Source organism: Pantoea graminicola, assembly GCF_048452665.1.
Lineage (GTDB): Bacteria > Pseudomonadota > Gammaproteobacteria > Enterobacterales > Enterobacteriaceae > Pantoea.
The window spans coordinates 159,035-180,960 of the sequence record NZ_JBLWSJ010000009.1; the positions used below are offsets into that span (position 1 = coordinate 159,035).

The 21,926-nt window shown below is 61.0% G+C and carries 20 protein-coding genes; 6 read left to right on the plus strand and 14 right to left on the minus strand.

Annotated features, from left to right (window positions below):
* Positions 1-12 precede the first annotated feature (12 nt).
* Positions 13-348 carry a universal stress protein UspB gene (uspB, locus tag ACNY69_RS18850; protein ID WP_111139289.1) on the minus strand — a complete coding sequence of 112 codons (336 nt, stop codon included), beginning with the start codon at positions 346-348 and terminating at the stop codon, positions 13-15.
* Between the two features lie 415 nt (positions 349-763).
* Between uspB and uspA the strand changes: the two genes are divergently transcribed.
* Together uspA and ACNY69_RS18860 are read left to right on the plus strand one after the other, a co-directional pair.
* Positions 764-1,201, plus strand: a complete 438-nt coding sequence (gene uspA / locus ACNY69_RS18855) for a universal stress protein UspA (protein ID WP_293773229.1) — start codon at positions 764-766, stop codon at positions 1,199-1,201.
* 225 nt (positions 1,202-1,426) lie between these two features.
* On the plus strand, positions 1,427-1,651 hold the full coding sequence (locus ACNY69_RS18860) for a hypothetical protein (protein WP_418799526.1): 225 nt from the start codon (positions 1,427-1,429) through the stop codon (positions 1,649-1,651).
* A gap of 180 nt (positions 1,652-1,831) precedes the next feature.
* Here the strand turns inward: ACNY69_RS18860 and rsmJ are convergent, their stop codons facing one another.
* A complete protein-coding gene (gene rsmJ / locus ACNY69_RS18865) occupies positions 1,832-2,596 on the minus strand; it encodes a 16S rRNA (guanine(1516)-N(2))-methyltransferase RsmJ (protein WP_111139292.1) in 765 nt (254 codons plus the stop codon).
* A gap of 8 nt (positions 2,597-2,604) precedes the next feature.
* Positions 2,605-4,647 carry an oligopeptidase A gene (prlC, locus tag ACNY69_RS18870; RefSeq protein WP_418799530.1) on the minus strand — a complete coding sequence of 681 codons (2,043 nt, stop codon included), beginning with the start codon at positions 4,645-4,647 and terminating at the stop codon, positions 2,605-2,607.
* Between the two features lie 293 nt (positions 4,648-4,940).
* Between prlC and ACNY69_RS18875 the strand changes: the two genes are divergently transcribed.
* Both ACNY69_RS18875 and ACNY69_RS18880 read left to right on the plus strand, forming a co-directional pair.
* Positions 4,941-5,783: a 23S rRNA (adenine(2030)-N(6))-methyltransferase RlmJ gene (locus tag ACNY69_RS18875; RefSeq protein ID WP_111139294.1), complete on the plus strand. Its 843-nt coding sequence runs from the start codon at positions 4,941-4,943 to the stop codon at positions 5,781-5,783.
* 7 nt (positions 5,784-5,790) lie between these two features.
* The gene (locus ACNY69_RS18880) at positions 5,791-6,609 is read left to right on the plus strand and encodes a CPBP family intramembrane glutamic endopeptidase (RefSeq protein ID WP_418799533.1); all 819 of its coding nucleotides are present in this window, start codon (positions 5,791-5,793) and stop codon (positions 6,607-6,609) included.
* Here the strand turns inward: ACNY69_RS18880 and rnz are convergent.
* On the minus strand, positions 6,606-7,517 hold the full coding sequence (gene rnz, locus ACNY69_RS18885; RefSeq protein WP_111139296.1) for a ribonuclease Z: 912 nt from the start codon (positions 7,515-7,517) through the stop codon (positions 6,606-6,608). The genes ACNY69_RS18880 and rnz overlap by 4 nt on opposite strands.
* A 127-nt stretch (positions 7,518-7,644) precedes the next feature.
* Between rnz and gorA the strand changes: the two genes are divergently transcribed.
* Positions 7,645-8,997 carry a glutathione-disulfide reductase gene (gene gorA, locus ACNY69_RS18890; RefSeq protein WP_111139297.1) on the plus strand — a complete coding sequence of 451 codons (1,353 nt, stop codon included), beginning with the start codon at positions 7,645-7,647 and terminating at the stop codon, positions 8,995-8,997.
* 110 nt (positions 8,998-9,107) lie between these two features.
* Here gorA and ACNY69_RS18895 read toward each other — a convergent pair whose 3' ends face one another.
* From ACNY69_RS18895 to ACNY69_RS18910, 4 genes are all read right to left on the minus strand, one after another.
* Positions 9,108-10,004 carry an alpha/beta hydrolase gene (locus ACNY69_RS18895; RefSeq protein ID WP_140917398.1) on the minus strand — a complete coding sequence of 299 codons (897 nt, stop codon included), beginning with the start codon at positions 10,002-10,004 and terminating at the stop codon, positions 9,108-9,110.
* Between the two features lie 168 nt (positions 10,005-10,172).
* Entirely contained in the window at positions 10,173-10,517 is a 345-nt protein-coding gene (locus ACNY69_RS18900) for a hypothetical protein (protein WP_111139299.1), read from the minus strand.
* Between the two features lie 23 nt (positions 10,518-10,540).
* Positions 10,541-11,887: a cation:proton antiporter gene (locus ACNY69_RS18905; protein WP_293773212.1), complete on the minus strand. Its 1,347-nt coding sequence runs from the start codon at positions 11,885-11,887 to the stop codon at positions 10,541-10,543.
* 62 nt (positions 11,888-11,949) lie between these two features.
* Positions 11,950-13,152, minus strand: a complete 1,203-nt coding sequence (locus ACNY69_RS18910; RefSeq protein ID WP_418799540.1) for an MFS transporter — start codon at positions 13,150-13,152, stop codon at positions 11,950-11,952.
* Between the two features lie 94 nt (positions 13,153-13,246).
* On the opposite strand from ACNY69_RS18910, the gene ACNY69_RS18915 reads away from it, so the two are divergent.
* The gene (locus ACNY69_RS18915; protein WP_367395907.1) at positions 13,247-14,185 is read left to right on the plus strand and encodes a LysR family transcriptional regulator; all 939 of its coding nucleotides are present in this window, start codon (positions 13,247-13,249) and stop codon (positions 14,183-14,185) included.
* Between the two features lie 73 nt (positions 14,186-14,258).
* Here ACNY69_RS18915 and ACNY69_RS18920 read toward each other — a convergent pair whose 3' ends face one another.
* From ACNY69_RS18920 to kdpF, 6 genes are read right to left on the minus strand one after another with little or no spacing between them, the layout of a single operon-like run.
* On the minus strand, positions 14,259-14,756 hold the full coding sequence (locus ACNY69_RS18920) for a TIGR00645 family protein (RefSeq protein ID WP_111139303.1): 498 nt from the start codon (positions 14,754-14,756) through the stop codon (positions 14,259-14,261).
* 54 nt (positions 14,757-14,810) lie between these two features.
* A complete protein-coding gene (kdpD, locus tag ACNY69_RS18925) occupies positions 14,811-17,486 on the minus strand; it encodes a two-component system sensor histidine kinase KdpD (RefSeq protein WP_111139304.1) in 2,676 nt (891 codons plus the stop codon).
* A 16-nt stretch (positions 17,487-17,502) separates the two neighbouring features.
* Positions 17,503-18,069: a potassium-transporting ATPase subunit KdpC gene (gene kdpC / locus ACNY69_RS18930; RefSeq protein WP_293773199.1), complete on the minus strand. Its 567-nt coding sequence runs from the start codon at positions 18,067-18,069 to the stop codon at positions 17,503-17,505.
* Positions 18,070-18,079: 10 nt separating this feature from the next.
* Entirely contained in the window at positions 18,080-20,128 is a 2,049-nt protein-coding gene (kdpB, locus tag ACNY69_RS18935) for a potassium-transporting ATPase subunit KdpB (protein ID WP_111139306.1), read from the minus strand.
* Entirely contained in the window at positions 20,125-21,813 is a 1,689-nt protein-coding gene (gene kdpA, locus ACNY69_RS18940; RefSeq protein ID WP_111139307.1) for a potassium-transporting ATPase subunit KdpA, read from the minus strand. The genes kdpB and kdpA overlap by 4 nt, the downstream gene beginning before the upstream one ends.
* A complete protein-coding gene (gene kdpF / locus ACNY69_RS18945) occupies positions 21,813-21,902 on the minus strand; it encodes a K(+)-transporting ATPase subunit F (RefSeq protein WP_010253443.1) in 90 nt (29 codons plus the stop codon). Before kdpF ends, kdpA begins: the two co-directional genes overlap by 1 nt.
* Positions 21,903-21,926 lie beyond the last annotated feature (24 nt).

Below are 21,926 nucleotides of genomic sequence, written 5' to 3' on the forward strand. Positions count from 1 at the left end.
GGTCGCCCTTTTTTAATGCCAGATCGCCAGCCCCACCAGACTGATCACCACCAGCCCGCACAGTGCACTGGTCAGAATAAACTGTCCTCTAACCCGCTCACAGCGCCGGATGAATTCATCATCATGGTGGTCAAGGTAACGCTTTGCCCAGATATAGGTCACCAGCCGCACCTGTTTGCTCGGCTGGCCGTGAGAAGTGAAAAATCCCGCACCATCGACATACTGATACAGCAGCGGATCACAGCCCCGCAGAACCGCCAGCAGCGCGCGCAGCGATGAAAAATAGCGCGCCATATTTACGATACATACCACACAAAGCGCCCAGAAAAGTGCAATAGTGCTGATCATTTTCTCCCCCTCCCGGCCGGAATCGCAGCCACAGACCCCGCATCATGCACTGAGCCCGCCTGCCGATATAACCCGCCACTGAATCACCGGACTGCCAAAGTTTTCGACCCCCTGAGCGGCTGCGAATCGGACCGCCTTTTTTCAGTGTAGGAGAAATCTTTACATTTTTTCCAACGATGATTTTCGTTCAGCGCGAGTAAATTCTGAACAGCCTTGATCTGCTGCACAAGCCAGGCGGCAACGGCAGCATTTGCGGTGAGAGAAGGCTATACTCAGGGGATAACAACATCATCACCTGCAACGCAGGCAGACACGTTGGTGGCGCTCATCGCCCGCTCGCGCAAGGGATTTCGCTAAGCTGTGACGCGGCAGGAACACTGGATGCCATCCTTAATCTCGTGAAAGGAGTTTTATCATGGCTTATAAACACATCCTGATTGCAGTAGACCTTTCCCCGGAAAGTCAGTTGCTGGTGGATAAGGCCGTCTCGCTGGCTCGCCCCTACGATGCCAGAATTTCCCTGATTCACGTTGATGTGAATTACTCCGACCTCTACACCGGCCTGATCGATGTCAATCTGGGGGATATGCAGAAGCGGATCTCCGAAGAGACCCATACCGCGCTGAAAGGGTTGTCAGACGCGGCAGGTTATCCTGTCAGTGAGACGCTGAGCGGCAGCGGCGACCTGGGGCAGGTGCTGGTGGATGCGATTAAGAAATATGATGTCGACCTGGTCGTGTGTGGTCATCATCAGGATTTCTGGAGCAAGCTGATGTCCTCTGCCCGCCAGCTGATCAATACCGTGCACATCGACATGCTGATTGTGCCGCTACGCGATGAAGAGGACGCATAATCCCCGTTTCTGAAAGCCGGCACCCGCCGGCTTTTTTCATGCAGGAAGACTATGACCCGTGCCTGGTTAATTCCTGACAGCAAAAGGGAACTTATCAAAGTATTACGATAGGCAAAGATAACGGCATTCGTTGTCTTTTTCTGGCTTGCTTGTTTTCTTTACACAGGAGAGCAGCGCGAAAGAGTCGCTTTAACTGATTCAGAGAAACTAATAAGGATATTAACGATGAGAGAAATTAACCCGGCAGAAATAACGGTGGTCAGTGGCGCCTGCCTCATCGGTATGATGGGTGACGTCAGCCAGTGCGAAATGAATGTTCCGGAATTAATGAACAAGGTTATCGCCCCCCGATACCCGCTCACCGTTCCGGAAACAAACTGGAACCCGTCAGAGATCCGTCCTCCTGTCGCCGTTGTGCCACCGACGTTTCTGGACAATCTGTTAAATTAAGCGTCCCGCAGAACCCCGGCTGAAGCATTATGCCGCGATAACGCGAAGCGTTTATAAAGCATGGCTGAAATTATTCAGCCATGCTTTATTTCATCCGTCACATGATGAGATGCGCGTTACGAACCCGGTACGGCAGCGTGCCAGATAAACCGGGCGGGCGCGCTGGTGAAAGCGGGCAGATTAGGATGCGGGCGGAGCCGCCAGCGGGGGATAGATATCGAAGCGATGACTTTTGGTGACCACCGCCGCCTGCGTCTCCACCCCTGCCAGCGGCGGGGCGTAGTCTGGCCGTTTGACCACGATGCGCTTCTTCGCCAGCCGACGGGCCGGTTCCAGTAACGCATCCGCATCTTCATCGGGGCCAACCAGCGACTGGAATACCCGCATCTCTTTTTTCACTAGCGCACTTTTCTGGCGATGGGGATACATCGGGTCAAGATAGACCACATCGGGCTGAGGCGTAATCTCGCCCAGCGCCTGCGCGCTGGCAGCATGGATCAGCGTCAGCCTTTCGCGCAGCCAGGGACCGATTTCCGCATCCTGATAACCGCGCTGCAGGCCATCGTCCAGCAGTGCAGCCACCACCGGATGGCGTTCCAGCATCCGTACCCGGCAACCCAGTGCCGCCAGCACAAATGCATCCCGCCCCAGCCCGGCCGTGGCGTCAACCACATCCGGCAGATAGCTGCCTTTAATGCCAACCGCTTTCGCCACGGCTTCGCCGCGCCCGCCACCAAAGCGACGGCGATGCGCCATCGCGCCAGTAACAAAATCAACAAAAATGCCGCCCAGCTTTGGCTCATCGCGCTTGCGCAGCTCCAGATGCGTGGCCGTCTGCACCAGGGCCAGCGGCGTGGCGTCATCGTGCTCCAGCAGCCAGCGTTGCGCTAAACGTGATAAGGCGCCGTTTCCGGCGCCCGATTCATCAAGTAAACAGATTTTCACGAACCGACTTATCCCTGAATGCCGTAATGTTCCAGCATCGCATCGAGCTGCGGCTCACGGCCGCGGAAGCGTTTGAACAGCTCCATCGGCTCTTCGGCCCCCCCGCGCGTCAGGATATTATCCAGGAACGACTGACCGGTTTCACGGTTGAAGATGCCCTCTTCTTCGAAGCGGGAATAGGCGTCGGCCGCCAGCACGTCGGCCCACAGATAGCTGTAGTAACCGGCAGCATAGCCCCCTGCGAAGATATGGCTGAAGGCGTGCGGGAAACGTCCCCATTCCGGGCTCGGAACGACCGCCACGCGGCTTTTCACTTCGCGCAGGGTTTCCAGGATCTGCGCGCCTTTCTCCGGGTTAAACTCGGTGTGCAGACGGAAGTCGAACAGACCAAACTCAAGCTGACGCAGGATAAACAGTGCCGCCTGGTAGTTTTTGGCCGCCAGCATTTTATCCAGCAACGCTTTCGGCAGCGGCTCGCCCGTTTCATAGTGTCCAGAGATAAACGCCAGCGCATCCGGTTCCCAGCACCAGTTTTCCATAAACTGACTTGGCAGTTCTACCGCATCCCACGGCACCCCGTTGATACCCGATACGCCCGGCGCTTCGATGCGGGTCAGCATGTGGTGCAGGCCGTGACCAAACTCATGGAACAGAGTAATCACTTCGTCATGGGTAAACAGCGCCGGTTTGCCTTTTACCGGGCGGTTAAAGTTACAGGTCAGGTAGGCGACCGGCTTCTGCAGGCTGCCATCAGCTTTACGCATCTGACCCACGCAGTCATCCATCCAGGCCCCGCCGCGCTTGTGCTCACGGGCATAGAGGTCGAGGTAGAAGCTGCCGCGCAGTTCACCGGTTTCATCGAACAGATCGAAGAACTTCACGTCAGGATGATAAACCTCGACGTCGGTGCGCTGCTTCGCCGTGATGCCGTAAATGCGTTTTACCACTTCAAACAGACCGGCGACGGCCCGCTCTTCCGGGAAGTAAGGACGCAGCTGCTCGTCGCTGATGGTGTAGAGATGCTGCTTCTGTTTTTCACCGTAATAGGTGAGATCCCACGGATTGAGTTCCGTCACACCATGCTCTTTCCGGGCGAAGGCGCGCAGCTGCTCCAGCTCTTTTTCGCCCTGCGGACGGGCGCGTTCCGCCAGGTCATTCAGGAAGTCGATCACCTGAGACGGGCTCTGTGCCATTTTAGTCGCCAGCGATTTATCGGCGTAGGAATCAAAGCCCAGCAGCTGTGCCAGTTCGTGACGCAGCGCCAGCTCTTCCGCCATGACAGGACCGTTATCCCACTTACCGGCGTTCGGTCCCTGATCGGAGGCGCGTGTTGCGTAGGCGCGATACATCTCTTCACGCAGCGCGGCGTTGTCGCAGTAGGTCATAACCGGCAGATAGCTTGGGATATCCAGCGTCAGCAGCCAGCCTTCCTGCTCTTTGGCTTCGGCCTGGGCTTTCGCCGCGGCCAGCGCGCTTTCCGGCATCCCCGCCAGTTCGCTTTCGTCGGTGATCAGCTTGCTCCAGCCCATGGTGGCATCCAGCACGTTGTTGCTGTAGGCCGATCCCAGTTCGGAGAGGCGCGCGGCGATCTCGCCATAGCGCTGCTGCTTCTCTTTGGGCAGACCGATACCGGAAAGTTCGAAATCACGCAGGGCGTTATCGACCGCCTTCTTCTGCGCCAGATCCAGCGCAGCATACTCGTCGCTCGCTTTCAGGCTGCGATAAGCCTGATAGAGGCCTTCATGCTGACCGACCCAGGTGCTGTATTCAGAGAGCAGCGGCAGCGTCTGCTCATAGGCTTCGCGCAGCTCCGGGCTGTTTTTGACCGAATTAAGGTGGCTGACCGGGGAGAAGATACGGCTCAGGCGGTCATCGGTTTCCGCCAGCGGCTGAACCAGATTATCCCAGGTATAGGGCGCGCCCTGCGCCACGACTTTTTCAACTTCTGCGCGACACTGGCTGAGCACTTCCGTCACAGCAGGCACCACATGTTCAGGCTGAATGGCAGAAAAAGGGGGAAGCGTAAAAGATGTCAGTAGCGGATTGGTCATAGCGCAGTCCTTTATGGATGTATGGGGCGCAGCGGGTCGCGCCACGCAATCTAAGTAACATGCGGCTTAGTGTAGCGAAAATCAATGGCAGCCAGAGAGAGGTGGGGAAGAAACGCGCCGATTTGTTCTCTCGCTTTCGACCCATCACCCCGCCATCCCTGATATAATCGCGGATTCTCATGCTTTTCCTGCGTCGGTTGCTGTGCGTCGTTCTGTGGGTAATACGTGAGGTAATAATTGGGATAAATTGATTTTCCATCAATTAAAACCTTATACATTCAACAGGATAAACAATGCTGAGTTATCGCCATAGCTTCCATGCCGGCAACCATGCCGACGTGCTGAAGCACACCGTTCTGAGCCTGATCATCACGGCGCTGAAAGAGAAAGAGAAACCCTTTTTCTACCTGGACACCCATGCCGGTGCCGGCCGCTACCAGCTCAGCGGCGAACACGCCGAGCGTACCGGTGAATATCTGGAAGGGATCGCCCGCATCTGGCAGCAGCCCGACGCACCCGCACTGCTGCAGCCCTATTTTGACGCGATCGGCGCGCTGAATCGCGGCCCCGCGCTGCGTTACTATCCCGGCTCCCCGCTGATCGCCCGTCACCTGCTGCGTGAAGATGACAAACTGCAGCTCACCGAACTGCACTCCAGCGACTATCCGCTGCTGCGTAACGAATTCAGCAAAGATAACCGCGCCCGCGTCGATCGCGCCGACGGGTATCAGCAGCTGAAAGCGAAGCTGCCCCCGCTGTCGCGTCGCGGTCTGGTGCTGATCGATCCGCCGTATGAGATGAAAAGTGACTATCAGGCGGTCGTGAAAGGGATCCAGGAAGGCCACAAACGTTTCGGCACCGGCATCTTCGCGCTGTGGTATCCGGTGGTATTACGCCAGCAGATCAAGCATATGCTGCGCGACCTGGAAGCGACCGGCATTCGCAATATTCTGCAGATCGAGCTGGCAACCCGTCCGGACAGCGATCAGCGCGGCATGACCGCCTCCGGCATGATTGTGATCAACCCGCCGTGGAAGCTGGCCGATCAGATGAACACCGTGCTGCCGTGGCTGCACAAAAAACTGGTTCCGGCAGGCACCGGTCACTTCGTGGTAAACCAGATCGTTCCTGAATAACGCCACGATGTGGATGCTGCTGGCGGCCGCACTGGCCGCTCTGCAACCCGCCCGGCGGCTGGCGCTGCTGCTGTCAGCCTTCGCCGCGCTGGCGGGGTTTTATCATCAGGTCCTGACGTGGCCGGTTCTGCCGCTGCTGGCCGGCACCGCCGCGCTGGTTGCGCTGCACCGCGATGACCCAGCCCGTTCCCGATATGCCCTGCTGCGCGAAGCGCTGCTGCTGCTGATCGCGCTGGGGCTGCTGCTCCATCTCTTTCCCGGTTTTAACAATCCTGTTCAGGTCGATGCGGTTAAGGTGGGTGCGCAGAGCCTGCCGTTCAGTTTCTCCTTTAATTTCGACAAGGCGCTGATCCCCTTCGTGCTGCTGGCCTGCCTGCCGACGCTGTTCCGCGCCCGGGCCTGCCCGCCGCGTTATCCGTGCATCGCGGCGCTGGCGCTCATCGCCGCCGTGCCGCTGCTGCTCTGCTGCGCCGTGCTGCTGGGCGGTCTGGCGTTTGAGCCGCACCTTCCGTCGTGGCTGCCCGCATTTATGCTGGCGAATCTGTTTTTTGTTTCGCTGGCCGAAGAGGCGCTGTTTCGCGGCTATCTGCAACAGCGGCTCCGGGCGGCACTGGGAGGCGTGCCCGCGCTCGCGATCAGCGCACTGCTGTTCGGGCTGGCGCATCTCACCGGCGGCGTACTGCTGGTGATTTTTGCCACCCTGGCGGGCCTGCTGTATGGCCTGGCGTGGCACTGGAGCGGCCGGTTATGGCTGGCGACCGCCCTGCACTTTACCCTTAACCTCACTCATCTGCTGCTCTTTACCTATCCGGCACTCCAGCACTAAACCGTGAAAACGGCCAGATCCGAAGCCAGCTCGGTGCAGGGAAAAATCGTCTGACACTCCGCCAGCAGGCGGCTCATGTCTCTGGCCAGATAGCGGGAGCTGAAATGGGTGGCGATCAGCCGTTTTGCCCCGGCGCGTTTCGCCAGATCGGCGGCCTGCAGGGTGGTGGAGTGGCCGCGTCCGTTGGCCTTTTCCACCATCGCCGCCTCCAGCGTGGTTTCATGCACCATCAGATCAACATCCGCCGCCAGTTGCAGCGCGGCCTCGGTAGGGGCGGTGTCGCCAAAGATAGCCAGCTTTTTGCCAGGCGTCGCCGGCCCCAGATAGTCCGCGCCGTTGATCACCCGGCCATCCTCCAGCGTGACGCGCTCGCCCTGTTTGAGCTGCTGAAACCACGGCCCGCGTGGCACCCCTTCGGCCTTAAGCCGCGCCGCATCCAGCAGGCCGGGTTTGTCATGCTGCTCAATGCGGTAGCCGTAGCACTCTACCGGATGGCTCAGCGGCCAGGCGCTGATGCGGAAGGCCCCGTCATCCAGCGTCCAGCCCGCCTCAATCTCGACGATCGTCAGCGGATAGTCGGTGTAAGAGCCGCTGATCGACAGCGCCGTCTCCACAAAGGTTTTTAACCCCTTTGGCCCGTAAACCGTCATCGGTGTGGTCAGCCCGGCCATCGATCGGCTGGTGAGCAGGCCCGGCAGCCCGAAAATATGATCGCCATGCAGATGGGTGATAAAAATTCTGTCCACTTTGCCCGGTTTCAGGCTGGAGCGCATAAACTGTAATTGCGTGCCCTCCCCGCAGTCGAACAGCCAGGTTTCACCGCTCTGCGCACGGGTAAAAGCAATGGATGTCACGTTACGTTGCAGGCTGGGAGCACCGCCGCCGGTGCCAAGAAAAGTGAGGTGCATGGTATGCTTCCCTGTCAGCGATGAAAAAACAGAACCCTATTACAATCATAGGCGCAAACTTTGCGTCATTTCGACCCGCAGCGTTACACTCAACCCCAATTTTTTATGCAACCGGATGGATACTTCAATGACCCGACATTTCGACTATCTCGCCATTGGCGGCGGCAGCGGCGGTATCGCCTCAATTAACCGTGCGGCTATGTATGGCCAGAAATGCGCCCTGATTGAAGCGAAAGAGCTGGGCGGCACCTGCGTGAACGTGGGTTGCGTGCCGAAAAAGATCATGTGGCACGCCGCGCAAATCGCTGAGGCTATCCATCTTTACGGCCCGGATTACGGCTTCGACACCACCGTGAACCGCTTCGACTGGGCCACGCTGGTGAAAAACCGCAGCGCCTATATCGATCGTATCCACAACTCCTATGACAACGTGCTGGGCAAAAACAAAGTCGAAGTAATCAAAGGCTTTGCCCGCTTCGTCGATGCGCACAGCGTGGAAGTTAACGGCGAGATCATCACCGCTAACCATATCCTGATCGCCACCGGCGGTCGTCCGGTTCACCCGTCGATTCCGGGTGCGGAATATGGCATCGATTCCGACGGTTTCTTCGAGCTGGATGCGCTGCCAGAACGCACAGCGGTGATCGGTGCAGGCTACATCGCGGTCGAGCTGGCGGGCGTAGTGAACGCGCTGGGCTCAGAAACCCACCTGTTCGTGCGTAAGCATGCGCCGCTGCGCAGCTTCGATCCGCTGCTCTCCGAAACGCTGGTCGAAGTAATGAACACCGACGGCCCGACGCTGCACACCGAAGCCGTGCCGGAATCGGTGACGAAGAATGAAGATGGCAGCCTGACGCTGCGGCTGGAAAACGGCAGCGAATACACCGTGGATTGCCTGGTCTGGGCGATCGGCCGTGAGCCGGCGACCGACAACCTCAACATTGACGCTGCGGGCGTGGCGCTGGACGACAAAGGCTATATCCGCGTCGATAAATTCCAGAACACCAATGTCTCCGGCGTCTATGCGGTGGGCGATAACACCGGTGCGGTCGAGCTGACGCCGGTCGCGGTGGCCGCAGGCCGTCGTCTCTCTGAGCGTCTGTTTAACAACAAGCCGGATGAGCATCTGGATTACAGCAATGTGCCGACCGTGGTCTTCAGCCATCCGCCGATTGGCACTGTCGGCCTGACCGAGCCGCAGGCGCGCGAACAGTATGGCGACGATCAGGTCAAAATCTATAAATCATCGTTTACCGCGATGTACAGCGCGGTGACTCAGCATCGTCAGCCGTGCCGCATGAAGCTGGTCTGCGTGGGTGCCGATGAGAAGATTGTCGGGATTCACGGTATCGGATTCGGCATGGATGAGATGCTGCAGGGCTTCGCCGTGGCGCTGAAGATGGGCGCGACCAAGAAAGACTTCGACAACACCGTGGCGATCCACCCGACCGCCGCGGAAGAGTTTGTGACCATGCGCTAAGCCGCACGGGCTTCAGCAACAGAACAGGCGGCTCCGGCCGCCTGTTTTTTTATCTCTCTGCCGCCTGCCAGGTTTACTGAGCGTGCAGCCCTGCACCGCACCAGAGCCCCTCAGCCGACCCGATCCAGCCAGCGGACATACGCCTGATCCCATAACGCCGCGGGCGTTCCCGCCTTGCCCAGACCAAATCCATGCCCGCCTTTGCTGATCTGAATCAGCTCAACCGGCACGCGATTGCGGCGACAGGTGTCGCGCATCAGCTCGGTATTAAAGGGATTGGAGGTGTGATCGTCCTCGGCCTGCGCCAGAAACGTCGGCGGATAGTGCCGGGTCACAAAGTTCTGTACCGACCAGTTCGCCTCATCCTGCGGCGTGGCATTTTTGCCGACCATCATCAGATGGGTGTTGGTGTGCTGATAAGGCGCTTCCAGGGTAATCACCGGATAGATCAGCCCCACGCTATCAACGCCAGGCACCACTTCATCCAGCGAATCGATGGCGGGATAGGATTGAAAGTCCGGCCGCGCCGCCGCCAGCCCCAGCAGATGCCCGCCTGCCGAGAAGCCCAGCACATGCACCCTGCGTTCGAAAGATCGCACCAGCCGGATGGCGCGCTGCGCATCCTGCAGCGGTGCCAGCCGGCCCGCCTGCCACTTCTCATGCGGCAGCCGGTAGCTGAGCACATAGGCGGTGTAGCCACTGGCGTTGAGCCAGCGCGCCACCGGCCAGGCTTCGCGTGCCATGCCGATCCAGCGATAGCCGCCGCCAGCGGCGATCAACACCGCCTCGCCATTGGGATTCTCGGGCTTAAAACGCTGAATCGCCGGGCTGACGATATTCGACCATGAACCGGTACTGTTAATCCGCAGCTGACCCGATGGGCCGCCGCCGCCGGGCGGATCGTCCGGCCAGAGGGGAATAATGTCATCGCGGGCAAATAATTTGCCGGTGGTCATGGAGAGCCCAAGCGCTCCCGTGCCGAGAATAAAGCGTCGACGCGTAATCATAATGCCTGTTAAGTGATGCCAGAGTAATAAGCCAGCCGTTGCGGCGGGCTGAAGGAGAATCAACAGATGCAAGGCGGATGCCATGGCTGGCGATTATGTACGCAATGTCCCCTGAAAAGCCATAAAAAAACGCGCCCGTCAGGCGCGTTTTTCTCTGATGCAGCGCGGTTAATCTTCCTGCTGGAACTGCGCCATGACCGCCTGTTCACACTGCTGTTCATTGACGCGCAGTTTGGCGCGCTCATCGTCACCCAGCTGCAGCCAGGCGCTGGCGACTTCACGCGCCGACTCTTCATCAAATTCGGGCTGATTCATCGCCGACGGCGACTGGCTGCTCGCTACAGCCGACTTCATCTGTTCGACATAGTGATCCGCCGTCGCGACCTTTTTTTCGCCGCTGACGATGTGGCACAACTGGCTGGCATAGACATTCTGTTCTGTGTCAGCGTCGTCCGCCGCCAGCGCACTGCCGGACGCGAGGATGCTCAGCAACACTATCTGAGTCACTTTCATTTTTTAACTCCTGTTCTTGCGGGTTAAGCCTTGCGCTGAAGGGCTTCAATGCGTTTCTGACGCCAGTTCAGCAGCGACGTCACGGTGGTGCCGTGGATCACCACGCTGCAGACCACCAGTGTTAACGCCATGTTCGTCATGATTTCCATCTGCGGGCCTTCCATGCCGTGCGTCCAGGCGTAGGCGATGTAGTTCAGGCTGCCTATCCCCCGGATGCCCAGCCAGCCGATCAGCAGGCGCTGCCCCAGCGGCAGCCCGGCGCGCAGCGTCACCAGCCAGACAGCCAGCGGCCGCACCACGACGAACAGCGCCAGCCCGAGCAGCACGCCGTAGAGATTCCAGTGCTGCGCCAGCGTCACGCCCAGCACCACCATCATGCCAGCCGCCAGCAGACGTTCAATAGTATCGCCAAAAGAGAGGGCGTCGCCTACCACAAACCCAATCGATTTCACCATATTGCTGTCGCCCTGATGCGCCAGTCGCTTGTTGGGATTGACCAGCGCCTCAGAGGGGAGCACCCGCTCGTCGTCGGAGAGATCGTCGGGCTGATGACGCCGGAAAACGCCCAGCTCCGCCCGGCGCAGCCCCAGCCCGGCGGCAAAGGCGGCCAGGAAGCCGGAGGCACCCAGCCACTCCACCAACGAATAGCTCAGCGCGATCAGCGCCAGCGCCAGGAAATCGTTGGGGGCGACATCGCCATTGGCATTGCGCAGACGGGTCGCCAGCACGCCAATCAACTGCCCCAGCACAAACCCGATGATCAGCCCGCCGCCAATCGCCCAGATCACCTCGACCGCGCCCCAGTGCGCCAGCATCGCGCCGCTCAGGCTCTCGCCATTGAACAGCAGCAGCGCCAGCATCAGCAGCGGCAGCGCGGAGCCATCATTCATGCCCGCTTCGCTGGAGATCGCCACCCGCAGCGAATCATCATCCTGCGCATCATTCACCGAGATTAAGCTCGCCAGCACCGGATCGGTGGGCGCGACGATCGCCCCAAATGCCAGCGCAATCGGCCACGCTAATCCCACCACGTAGTGCGCCAGCAGGGTCATCGCCGCCACCGTCAGCAGCATGGCGGGAAATGCCAGCTTCAGTCCGGTGTGCCAGCAGTGATTCTGCAGCGGCAGGCGCAGCTTAAGGCCAGTAATGAACAGCGAGGCGGCCATGGTGATCTCGGTGATGTGCGCCACGGCTTCAGAGTGGGTAACGATATCGATATGGATAAGGTCAAAGCCCCACGGCCCGCAGAGTATCCCGGCGATAAGAAACAGGCCAAATGAGGTCACGGGTCCCCGGTGAATCCATCCGGAAGCCAGTGACATCAGCAGCAGAAGGCCGCCCGTCGCTGCTGTCCAGGCTAAAAAGTTCATAACACTCCAGATTATTTCGGGTTTATGAATAAGCCTGGCACATTTTTTGACGGGCGAGACGATCAGTTTTTCAGGTGGCGACTGGCGAAACGCACCGCCAGACTGGCGGCGCCGGCCAGGGTGGCGAGCGCAACCACTCCATTCCAGCCCCCGTGCGCCAGCGCCAGACTCCCGAGCGCGGCACCGCTGGCCATCCCGATAAACACTACGGTAAACAGCAGCGCGTTGAGACGGCTGCGTGCCTCAGGCGCCAGACCATAGACCAGCGTCTGATGTGCCACCAGCGTAGCCTGCACCCCTAAATCAAACCCGATGGCCGACAGGACGATCAGCGCCAGTTGCGCCGGCACCGGCAGCAGCGGCAGCAGAAACATCAGCGCAAAGGAGAGCGTCACCAGCCCTGCACCCACCAGCGTCACCCGCGCCGGGCCGATGCGGTCAGCGACACTGCCCGCCAGCGGTGCCGCCATTGCACCTGCTGCGCCCGCCAGGCCAAAGGCTCCGGCGATGGCACTGTCGAGATGAAAACGGTCGCTGAGCATCAGCGCCAGCGTCGACCAGAAGGCGCTGAAGGCGACGGAGAGCAGCCCCTGCGCCAGTGCGGCCCGGCGCAGCGTCTGGTGGTGACGCCAGAGATGCACCAGCGACAGCAGCAGACGCGGATAGCTCACCTGGGTGCCCGGCGCGAAGCGTGGCAGAATCCGCCGCAGCGTCAGCGTGATCAGCAGCACCGACAGCGCGGCGATCATATAGAGGGTGCGCCAGCCGAAATACTCCGCCACCACGCCGCTGACGACCCGCGACAGCAGGATCCCCACCAGCAGCCCGGTCATCACCGTACCGACTGTTTTCCCCCGGCTGCGTTCCGGTGCCAGCGCCGCCGAGGCGGGCACGATATCCTGTGCCACGGTGGCGGTCAGGCCGGTCACAAAGCTGGCGATCAGCAGCGCGCTGAGTCCGCCGGAAAAGCCGCACAGCAGCAGCGCCGCCACCAGCAGCAACCCCTTGATGAAGATGATGGTGCGCCGGTCATGACGGTCGCCCAGCGGGGCCAGCAGCAGAATACCCAGCGCATAGCCCGCCTGGGTCAGCATCGGCACCATGCCAACCGCGCCGATCCCCGCATTAAACTGCCGGCTGATGATCTCCAGCATCGGCTGGCTGTAGTAGATCGACGCGACGCTGAGTCCGGCCCCGGCGGCCAGGGTAAACACCAGCGGCGTGGCGAGCGGTTCATTGTGGGAGTGGGTCTGTATTGCTGACATGGTTCTGTTCCTCGCGATTTTCAGCCGCCATTAGAGCGCATCGCGTTTATACGCGGTAGACTGACATCAGGCAAAACCGTTATGCGTGGAGCGTATGAACAACCCGAACAGCAGCGATCGCATCGATCTGATGCAGACCTTTATCCGTATCGTCGAGAGCGGCAGCTTATCCGCCGCCGCCGCCCAGCTCGGCACTACGCAACCCACCGTCAGTCGTCGGCTGCAGTCCCTGGAGCAGCGGCTCGGCCTGAAGCTGATCCTGCGCACCACCCATGCCCTGAAGCTCACCGACGATGGCGAACGCTGCTACGCGCAGGCGCGGGAGCTGCTGGCAACCTGGCATGCGCTGGAGGATGCGCTGACCGATGCCAGTGCCGATCCGGTCGGAACGCTGCGGGTGCGCGCGCCGCACGCCTTTGGTCAGGATCAGCTGATCGCCCCACTGGTGGATTACCTGAATCGCTATCCCCGGCTCAATATCGAGTGGATGCTGAATGACCGGACGCCGGACTTTATCGCGGAGAACGTTGACTGCGCGATTCAGGTGGGCGCACCAACCGATCCCTCCGTGGTGGCGATTCTGCTGGCCGAGGTGCCGCGCATCGTGGTGGCGGCCCCCTCGCTGCTGGCCCGACAGCCGCCGGTTGAAGCGGTCGGACAGCTGCGCGATCTGCCGTGGCTGGCCCTGACCAGTTTTTACCGCAATGAGGTGGCGCTACAGAGGATTGACGACGGCCAGCCGGTGAACCTGCCGATTACGCCCCGCCTCGCCAGCGACAGCCTCTATGCGGTGCGCAAAGCGGCGCTGGCGGGGATGGGTGCGGCAATTGTCTCCTCCTGGGCGGTGCAGGCGGATCTGGCGGCGGGCAGCCTGGTACAGCTGGTCCCCGCCTGGCAGGCTCCGCCGCTGCCGGTGTGGCTGACCTATCCCTGGGCGAGTTACTACCCGGCCAGGCTGCAGCACTTTTTTACCATGATCAAAGAGGTGATGCCGCAGCTGGCCGGCACACGCCCGGCTTCGCCAGCGGGGTAATCAGAAAGGCAGGAAAACAGGGAGAGGCGGATAAAACAGGTGCCCGCGTCAGCGGGCTACCGGAGGCGTGAGGCTACTTTTTGTCGCTACGCGACAGCTTATCCAGCCAGCCCATCACAAAGGCGGAGAGCACAAAGGTCAGATGGATAATCACGTACCACATCAGCTTGCCGTTATCGACATTGCGCGCTTCCATAAACACCCGCAGCAGGTGAATCGAGGAGATCGCGACGATAGAGGCGGCCACTTTGTTCTTCAGCGAGCCGGAGTCCATCTTGCCCAGCCAGCTCAGCTTCTCTTTATCTTCGTCGATGTCGAGCTTAGAGATGAAGTTCTCATAGCCTGACAGCATCACCATCACCAGCAGGCCGCCCACCAGCGTCATATCCACCAGCGACAGCAGCAACAGGATCAGATCGTTTTCCGCAATGCTGAAAATGTTGGGCAGCAGGTGAAAAATTTCCTGGAAAAATTTAATGGTCAGCGCCAGCAATCCCAGCGAAAGTCCAATGTAAACCGGAGCCAGCAACCAGCGCGATGCATACATCAGGTTTTCGGTAAAACGTTCCATACAATCCCACACGTAATCAGACAGGTCCGGGAGTATAACCGATTCACTGTGAAGTTATTTCAGCCCTTCTTCAGAAATTTCAGGCGCGGGCGGCAGGGGCAGTGAGAGGCGGAAAGCCGCGCCGCCTTCGGCCCGGTTTTCCGCCCAGATCTGCCCGCCGTGGCTTTCGATAATGGTCTTACAGATCGCCAGCCCCAGGCCCACGCCCGGCACCGCCGACTCTTTATCACCGCGTGAGAACTTATCGAATATCCGGCTGAGATCCCCTTCCGCAATGCCCGGTCCGCCGTCCCAGACCGAAATCTCCAGCCGGGTGGCGGCGCGCCAGGCGCGGATACCACGCGGCGCGCAGTTACCGGCATACTTCAGACTGTTCTCGATCAGATTGGTAAAGACGCGCTCCAGCAGCGTGCTGTCGCCCTTAATCAGCACAATGTCATCCGGCAGGTCGAGCTGAACCTCATGCCCTTTCAGCGACGGCGCCATACTGCTCAGCGCGCCGCCGATCACCTCCTCCAGCGCCAGCCACTCTTCCCGCAGATTCAGCCCGCCCGACTGAATGCGGGCCATATCCAGCATGTTGCTGACCAGCCGGATCGTGCTCAGCGTCTGTTCGCGGATCTGACTCGCCTGCGGCACATACTTTGAGTTGTCACCGGCAAGGTCGAGCATCAGCATCTCCGCCTGACCAAACAGCACGGTCAGCGGCGTGCGCAGGTCGTGTGACAGCGCCGACAGCAGGGCGTTACGCAGCTGCTCCCGCTCGGCCGCAAGCCGGGAGGCCGCCTCGCTGTGCGACAGCGCCATCCGCTCCAGGGCGTTGGCGATCAGCACCGTGAAGGTCTCCACCAGCCGCTGCTGCTCGGGGATCATCAGCTGCCGCAGGTTCTGCGGCTCCACCACCAGCAGGCCACGGCAGTGCGCGCCGCTTTTCAGCGGCAGGATCTGATAAGGCACCGCCGGTAAGGTATCGGTGCCCGCACCCGCCGGCTGGCCTTTGCTGTAGCTCCATTTGGCAATTGCCCGATCCGGCTCGCTGGTCGGCAGTGCCTCGCCCACCGGCTGCAGCTCACCCTGCTCATCCGGCAGCAGCAGCAGGCAGCGCGCCTGCAGCGTGGCGTCAAGCACCCGCTGGCTGGTGGCAGCAATATCCTGCGGCGTTAACGCGCTGCCCAGCGATTTCGCCATCTCATAGAGCTGACGCGCCCGCTGCTCACGGTAACGGGCGACTCGTGCCTGATAGCGCACGCCCGCCGTCAGATTACCGACGATCACCCCCACCGCCAGCATCACACCGAAGGTCACCAGATATTGCAGGTCGGAAACCGCCACCGTGCCGGTAGGCGCGACAAAGAAGAGGTCAAAGGCGACGATATTCATCACCGTGGCGATCACCGAGGGCCAGCGGCCATAGCGCAGCGCCACGATCACCACCGCCAGCAGATAGATCATCACACAGTTGGCGGGATCGAAGTTGATCAGGACGGATTGCCCGGCGGCGGTAACGACGATGCAGAGCACCAGTGCCATCATCACGCCGCGCAGCTGCACCCGCCATTTTTCGCTGGTGGCACGGCCATCCGGCAGCGGATGCGGCGCATCCTTAAGCGGCTCATCCAGCGCCACCACCAGCAGATCGAGATCCGGCCCCAGCTGACCCAGCCGTTCGGCAAAACTGTCACGCCGCCAGCGCCGCAGCGGACGACGGCCGGTGACAATTTTGCCCAGGTTGTGCTCGCGGGCGTAGCCCAGCACCGCCTCCGCCTCATCCGGCTCCGAGAGCGTGGCGGTTTCCGCGCCCAGCTCCTGCGCCAGCTGCAGGGTGCGCAGAATGGCCCGTCGCCGGGCTTCCGGCAGCCGGTGCAGCCGGGGCGTTTCGACGTAGACCGCGTGCCACTCGCTGCCGAGTCGGGCGGCCAGCCGGGCAGCGGTGCGCACCAGCTTTTCACTGCCGCTGTCGTCGCCAATGCAGAGCAGGATCGCGTCGCGGGTGTGCCAGACGCGATCCCGGCCCTGCTGGTCGCGCCAGGCACGCATCTGATCGTCCACCCGATCGGCCGTGCGGCGCAGGGCCAGCTCACGCAGGGCGAACAGGTTGCCTTTGCGGAAGAAGTTTTCGATGGCGCGTTCCGCGCGGTCGCCAATATAGACCTTGCCCTCTTTCAGCCGCTGACGCAGATCGTCGGGCGGCAGATCGACCAGCACCACCTCATCGGCGCTGTCGAAGAAAGGATCGGGCACGGTTTCACGCACCTGAATGCCGGTCACGCCGCCGACCACATCGTTGAGGCTTTCCAGATGCTGCACGTTCACGGTGGTCAGGACGTCGATGCCCGCTTCCAGCAGCTCTTCTATATCCTGCCAGCGTTTGGGATGGCGCGATCCCTGAACGTTGGTGTGCGCCAGCTCATCCATCAGGATTACGGCCGGATGGCGGGCCAGCGCGGCATCCAGATCGAACTCCGCATGGCGTGAACGCCCGGTCGCACGACGCGGCAGCAGGGTTAACCCTGTCAGCAGCTGGGCGGTTTCCGGTCGCTCATGGGTCTCAACCACCCCGATCAGGACATCCAGCCCCTGCGCACGCAGCCGCTGTGCCTCCTGCAGCATGGCGTAGGTTTTGCCCACGCCCGCACAGGCACCAAAGTAGATTTTCAGCCGTCCGCGATGCGTTTCGCGGTTAGCCTGCAGCAGCGCGTCAGGATCGGGACGCTGAGGTTCGTGGTTCATCGCTTTCTTAACACCCTTACAGTTCGTTGAGCGCCATATTCAGCTGCAATACGTTGACGGTCGGCGTCCCCAGGAAGGGCATCAGCGGACGGTGCGTCATCTTCTCAATCAGCGCCTCCACCTGCGGCAATGGCAGCTGGCGGCTGGCGGCGACACGGGGTGCCTGCCACAGGGCAGCCTGCGCCGAAATGTCGGGGTCCAGGCCGCTGGCGGAGGCGGTGACCAGCTCAACCGGCACCGCCGCAGACGCCTGCGGATTGGCGGCCCGCAGTGCTGCAACGCGCTCCGCCACCGCTTTATCCAGCGCCGGATTGCTGGCGGCCAGATTGCTGCCGCCGGAGGAGAGCGGGTTATAGGGCTTATCGCTGGTGGCGGAAGGACGGCCCCAGAAATCGCCGGGCCGGGTAAAGTTCTGGCCAATCAGCGCTGACCCGCGGGCGGCCCCCTCCTCTTCCAGCAGCGAGCCGCCAGCCTGGAAGGGAAACAGCCACTGCGCCAGTCCGGTAGTGAGGAAAGGATAAACCACACCGGTAACCAGTGTAAGCAGCAACAGCAGTAAAACGGCCGGACGTAACTGACTCATTTCTCTCTCCTCAGGCCATGCCTGATAACACTAACAGCAGATCGATCGCTTTGATGCCGACGAACGGCACCAGCAGACCACCCAGACCGTAAATCAGCAGATTGCGGCGCAACAGAGCGGCGGCGCTGAGCGGGCGATAGCTCACGCCTTTCAGGGCCAGCGGGATCAGGAAAACAATCACCAGCGCGTTAAAGATCACCGCCGACAGAATGGCGCTGGCGGGCGAGTGCAGCTGCATCACGTTGAGCATGTTGAGCTGCGGATAGGTCGCCGCAAAGGCCGCCGGAATAATGGCGAAATATTTCGCCACGTCATTGGCGATACTGAAGGTGGTCAGCGAACCGCGCGTCATCAGCATCTGTTTACCGATGTGCACCACCTCCAGCAGCTTGGTCGGGTTCGAGTCGAGATCAACCATGTTGCCCGCCTCTTTTGCCGCCTGCGTACCTGAGTTCATCGCCACCGCCACATCCGCCTGCGCCAGGGCTGGCGCATCGTTGGTGCCGTCACCGGTCATCGCCACTAACCGTCCCTCTGACTGATACTGACGAATCAGCGCCAGCTTCGCTTCCGGCGTCGCCTCAGAGAGAAAATCATCCACGCCCGCTTCTGCAGCAATCGCGGCGGCGGTCAGCGGGTTATCGCCGGTGATCATTACCGTTTTAATGCCCATTTTGCGCAGCTCGGCAAAGCGCTCTTTGATGCCGCCTTTCACAATATCTTTCAGCGCCACCACGCCCAGCACATTCGCGCCCTCGGCCACCACCAGCGGCGTTCCGCCGGTACGGGCGACCTCTTCCACCTGAGCGTTAACCTCGGCAGGGAAGCGGCCCTGATTCGCTTCGATGTGGCGACGCACCGCATCCACCGCGCCCTTGCGGATCAGGCGATCCTGCACGTTGACGCCGCTCATGCGGGTCTGGGCGGAGAACGGAATAAAGCTGGCCCCCATGCTGCTGAGATCGCGCTCGCGCAGATTAAACTGCTGTTTCGCCAGCACCACGATGCTGCGGCCTTCCGGCGTCTCATCGGCCAGCGAGGCGAGCTGCGCGGCGTCGGCCAGCTGCTCTTCGCTGACGCCCGGCGCGGGCAGGAACTGCGTTGCCTGACGGTTGCCGAGCGTGATGGTGCCGGTTTTATCCAGCATCAGAACATCCACATCCCCTGCGGCTTCGACCGCGCGGCCACTGGTGGCGATCACGTTGGCCCCCAGCATCCGGCTCATGCCCGCCACGCCAATCGCCGACAGCAGGCCCCCGATGGTGGTCGGGATCAGGCAGACCAGCAGCGCCACCAGCACCGTCACGCTGACCGGCGTGCCGCCCCAGGCTGAGAATGGCCAGAGCGTCACGGTCGCCAGCAGGAACACGATGGTCAGTGAGACCAGCAGAATGGTCAGGGCGATCTCATTGGGTGTTTTACGGCGTTTCGCGCCCTCGACCATCGCGATCATCCGGTCAAGGAAGGTTTCGCCCGGGTTGGCGCTACAGGTGATCACCAGCCAGTCTGAGAGAATACGGGTCCCGCCGGTGACGGAGGCGAAGTCCCCGCCCGATTCACGGATCACCGGTGCAGACTCACCGGTAATGGCGCTCTCATCCACCGAGGCGCCGCCCTCCACGACTTCACCGTCGCAGGGGATGATATCGCCCGCTTCCACCAGCACCGCGTCGCCTTTACGCAGCTGGTCGGCACCCACCTGCTGCCACTCAGCGCCATAGCGCGCCGCCGCAAGTTTTTTAGCAAAGCTGGTCTTTTTTACCCCTTTCAGGCTGCTGGCCTGGGCCTTACTGCGCCCTTCGGCCAGCGCCTCCGCCAGGTTGGCGAACAGCACGGTAAACCAGAGCCAGAGCGCGATCGCGCCGGTAAAGCTGGCGCTGCCGCCGACACGGCCAGCCAGCATCGCCAGCGCCAGCAGCGAGGTCAGAATGCTGCCGAGGTAGACCACAAACATCACCGGGTTACGAAACTGTACCCGCGGATCGAGCTTTTTCACCGCATCCCAGGCCGAGGTGCGCAGCAGGGCTGCGTCAAATAATGCCTGTTGTTGACGACTCATGAGGATTGTCCCTGAACAAGTTGCAGATGCTCAGCCACCGGGCCGAGGGCCAGAGCAGGAATAAAGGTCAGTGCACCCACCAGCAGAACGGTGCCGATCAGCAGCGCAATAAACAGCGGGCCGTGCGTCGGCAGCGTGCCGTTACCCACCGGCTGCACTTTTTTCACCGCCATCGCCCCGGCAATCGCCATCACCGGGATGATGATGCCGAAGCGGCCCAGCAGCATGCAGACGGCCAGTAACAGGTTCCAGAATGGGGTGTTAGCACTCAGTCCGGCAAAGGCACTGCCGTTGTTGTTGGCCGCCGAGGAGACCGCGTAGAGCACCTCGCTGAAGCCGTGAATGCCAGGATTCGCCATGGCGCTGCGTCCGGCGTCCGTCATCATCGCCAGCGCGGTGCCGATCAGCACCAGCGCCGGAGTGACCAGAATCGCCAGCGCGGTCATCTTCATCTCCCACACATCGACTTTTTTGCCCAGGAACTCCGGGGTTCGGCCAATCATCAGCCCGGCGATAAACACCGCCAGCAGCACAAACAGCAGCATCCCGTAGAGGCCCGCACCGACACCGCCAAATACCACCTCGCCCAGCTGCATCAGCCACATCGGCACCATCCCGCCCAGCGCGGTAAAGGAGTCGTGCATGGCGTTCACCGCGCCGCAGGAAGCTGCCGTCGTAATCACTGCAAACAGGCTGCTGTTGAGGATGCCGAAGCGCGTCTCTTTGCCTTCCATGTTGGCGGCGCTGTCTGCGCCCATCTGCAGGAAGTGCGGATTGCCCTGCAGTTCAGCCCACATCACCACCGCCACGGCCGCGACAAACATCAGCGTCATCGCCCAGAGCAGCATGTGGCCCTGACGGCGGTCACGCACGCTTTCACCGAACGCGAAGCAGAGCGCCGCCGGGATCAGAAAGATGCTGAGCATCTGCACCAGGTTAGTCAGCACGGTCGGGTTCTCAAACGGATGGGCAGAGTTGGCGTTGAAGAAGCCTCCTCCGTTGGTGCCCAGCATTTTGATCGCCTCCTGCGATGCCACCGGCCCCATCGACAGCGTCTGCTGCACCCCTTCCAGCGTGGTGAAGTTGTGGTAGGGCGCAAAGTTCTGAATGCTGCCCTGGCTGACAAAGAACAGCGCCATCAGCAGGCTGATGGGCAGTAAGACGTAGAGCGTGATGCGCGTCAGGTCGCGCCAGGCGTTACCCAGCGAAGCCGAGCTGCGATTCGCGAAGCCGCGGATCAGGGCAAACGCCACGGCGATACCGGTCGCGGCAGAGAGGAAGTTCTGCACCGTCAGGCCCACCATCTGACTGAAATAGCTCAGGGTGCTTTCGCCGCTGTAGGACTGCCAGTTGGTGTTGGTCACGAAGCTCACAGCGGTGTTCAGCGCCAGATGCCAGCTCAGGCCCGGCAGCTGCTGGGGATTCAGCGGCAGCGAACCCTGCATCAGCAGGATAGCCAGCAGCAGCACAAAGCCCAGCGCATTGAACAGCAGGATCGCCAGCAGATAGTGCGGCCAGCGCATCTCCGACTGCTGCGCGCCCAGCAGTCGCCACAGTGGCGCTTCCAGACGGGCAAAGAGCGGTTTGTCCGCCACCAGGGATGCCAGCCCCCGACCCAGCGGTTGCGCCAGCAGCATCAGCAGCACCAGATAGAATGCGATGAGTAAGAAAGCATTGGCCGCCATCAGAAGGCCTCCGCATTTAACAGGGCATAGATCAGATAGCCCAGTAACAACACCACCAGCACGATGCCGGTTATTACGCCCACGCTCACAGGAACCTCCAGAGGATTGGATTT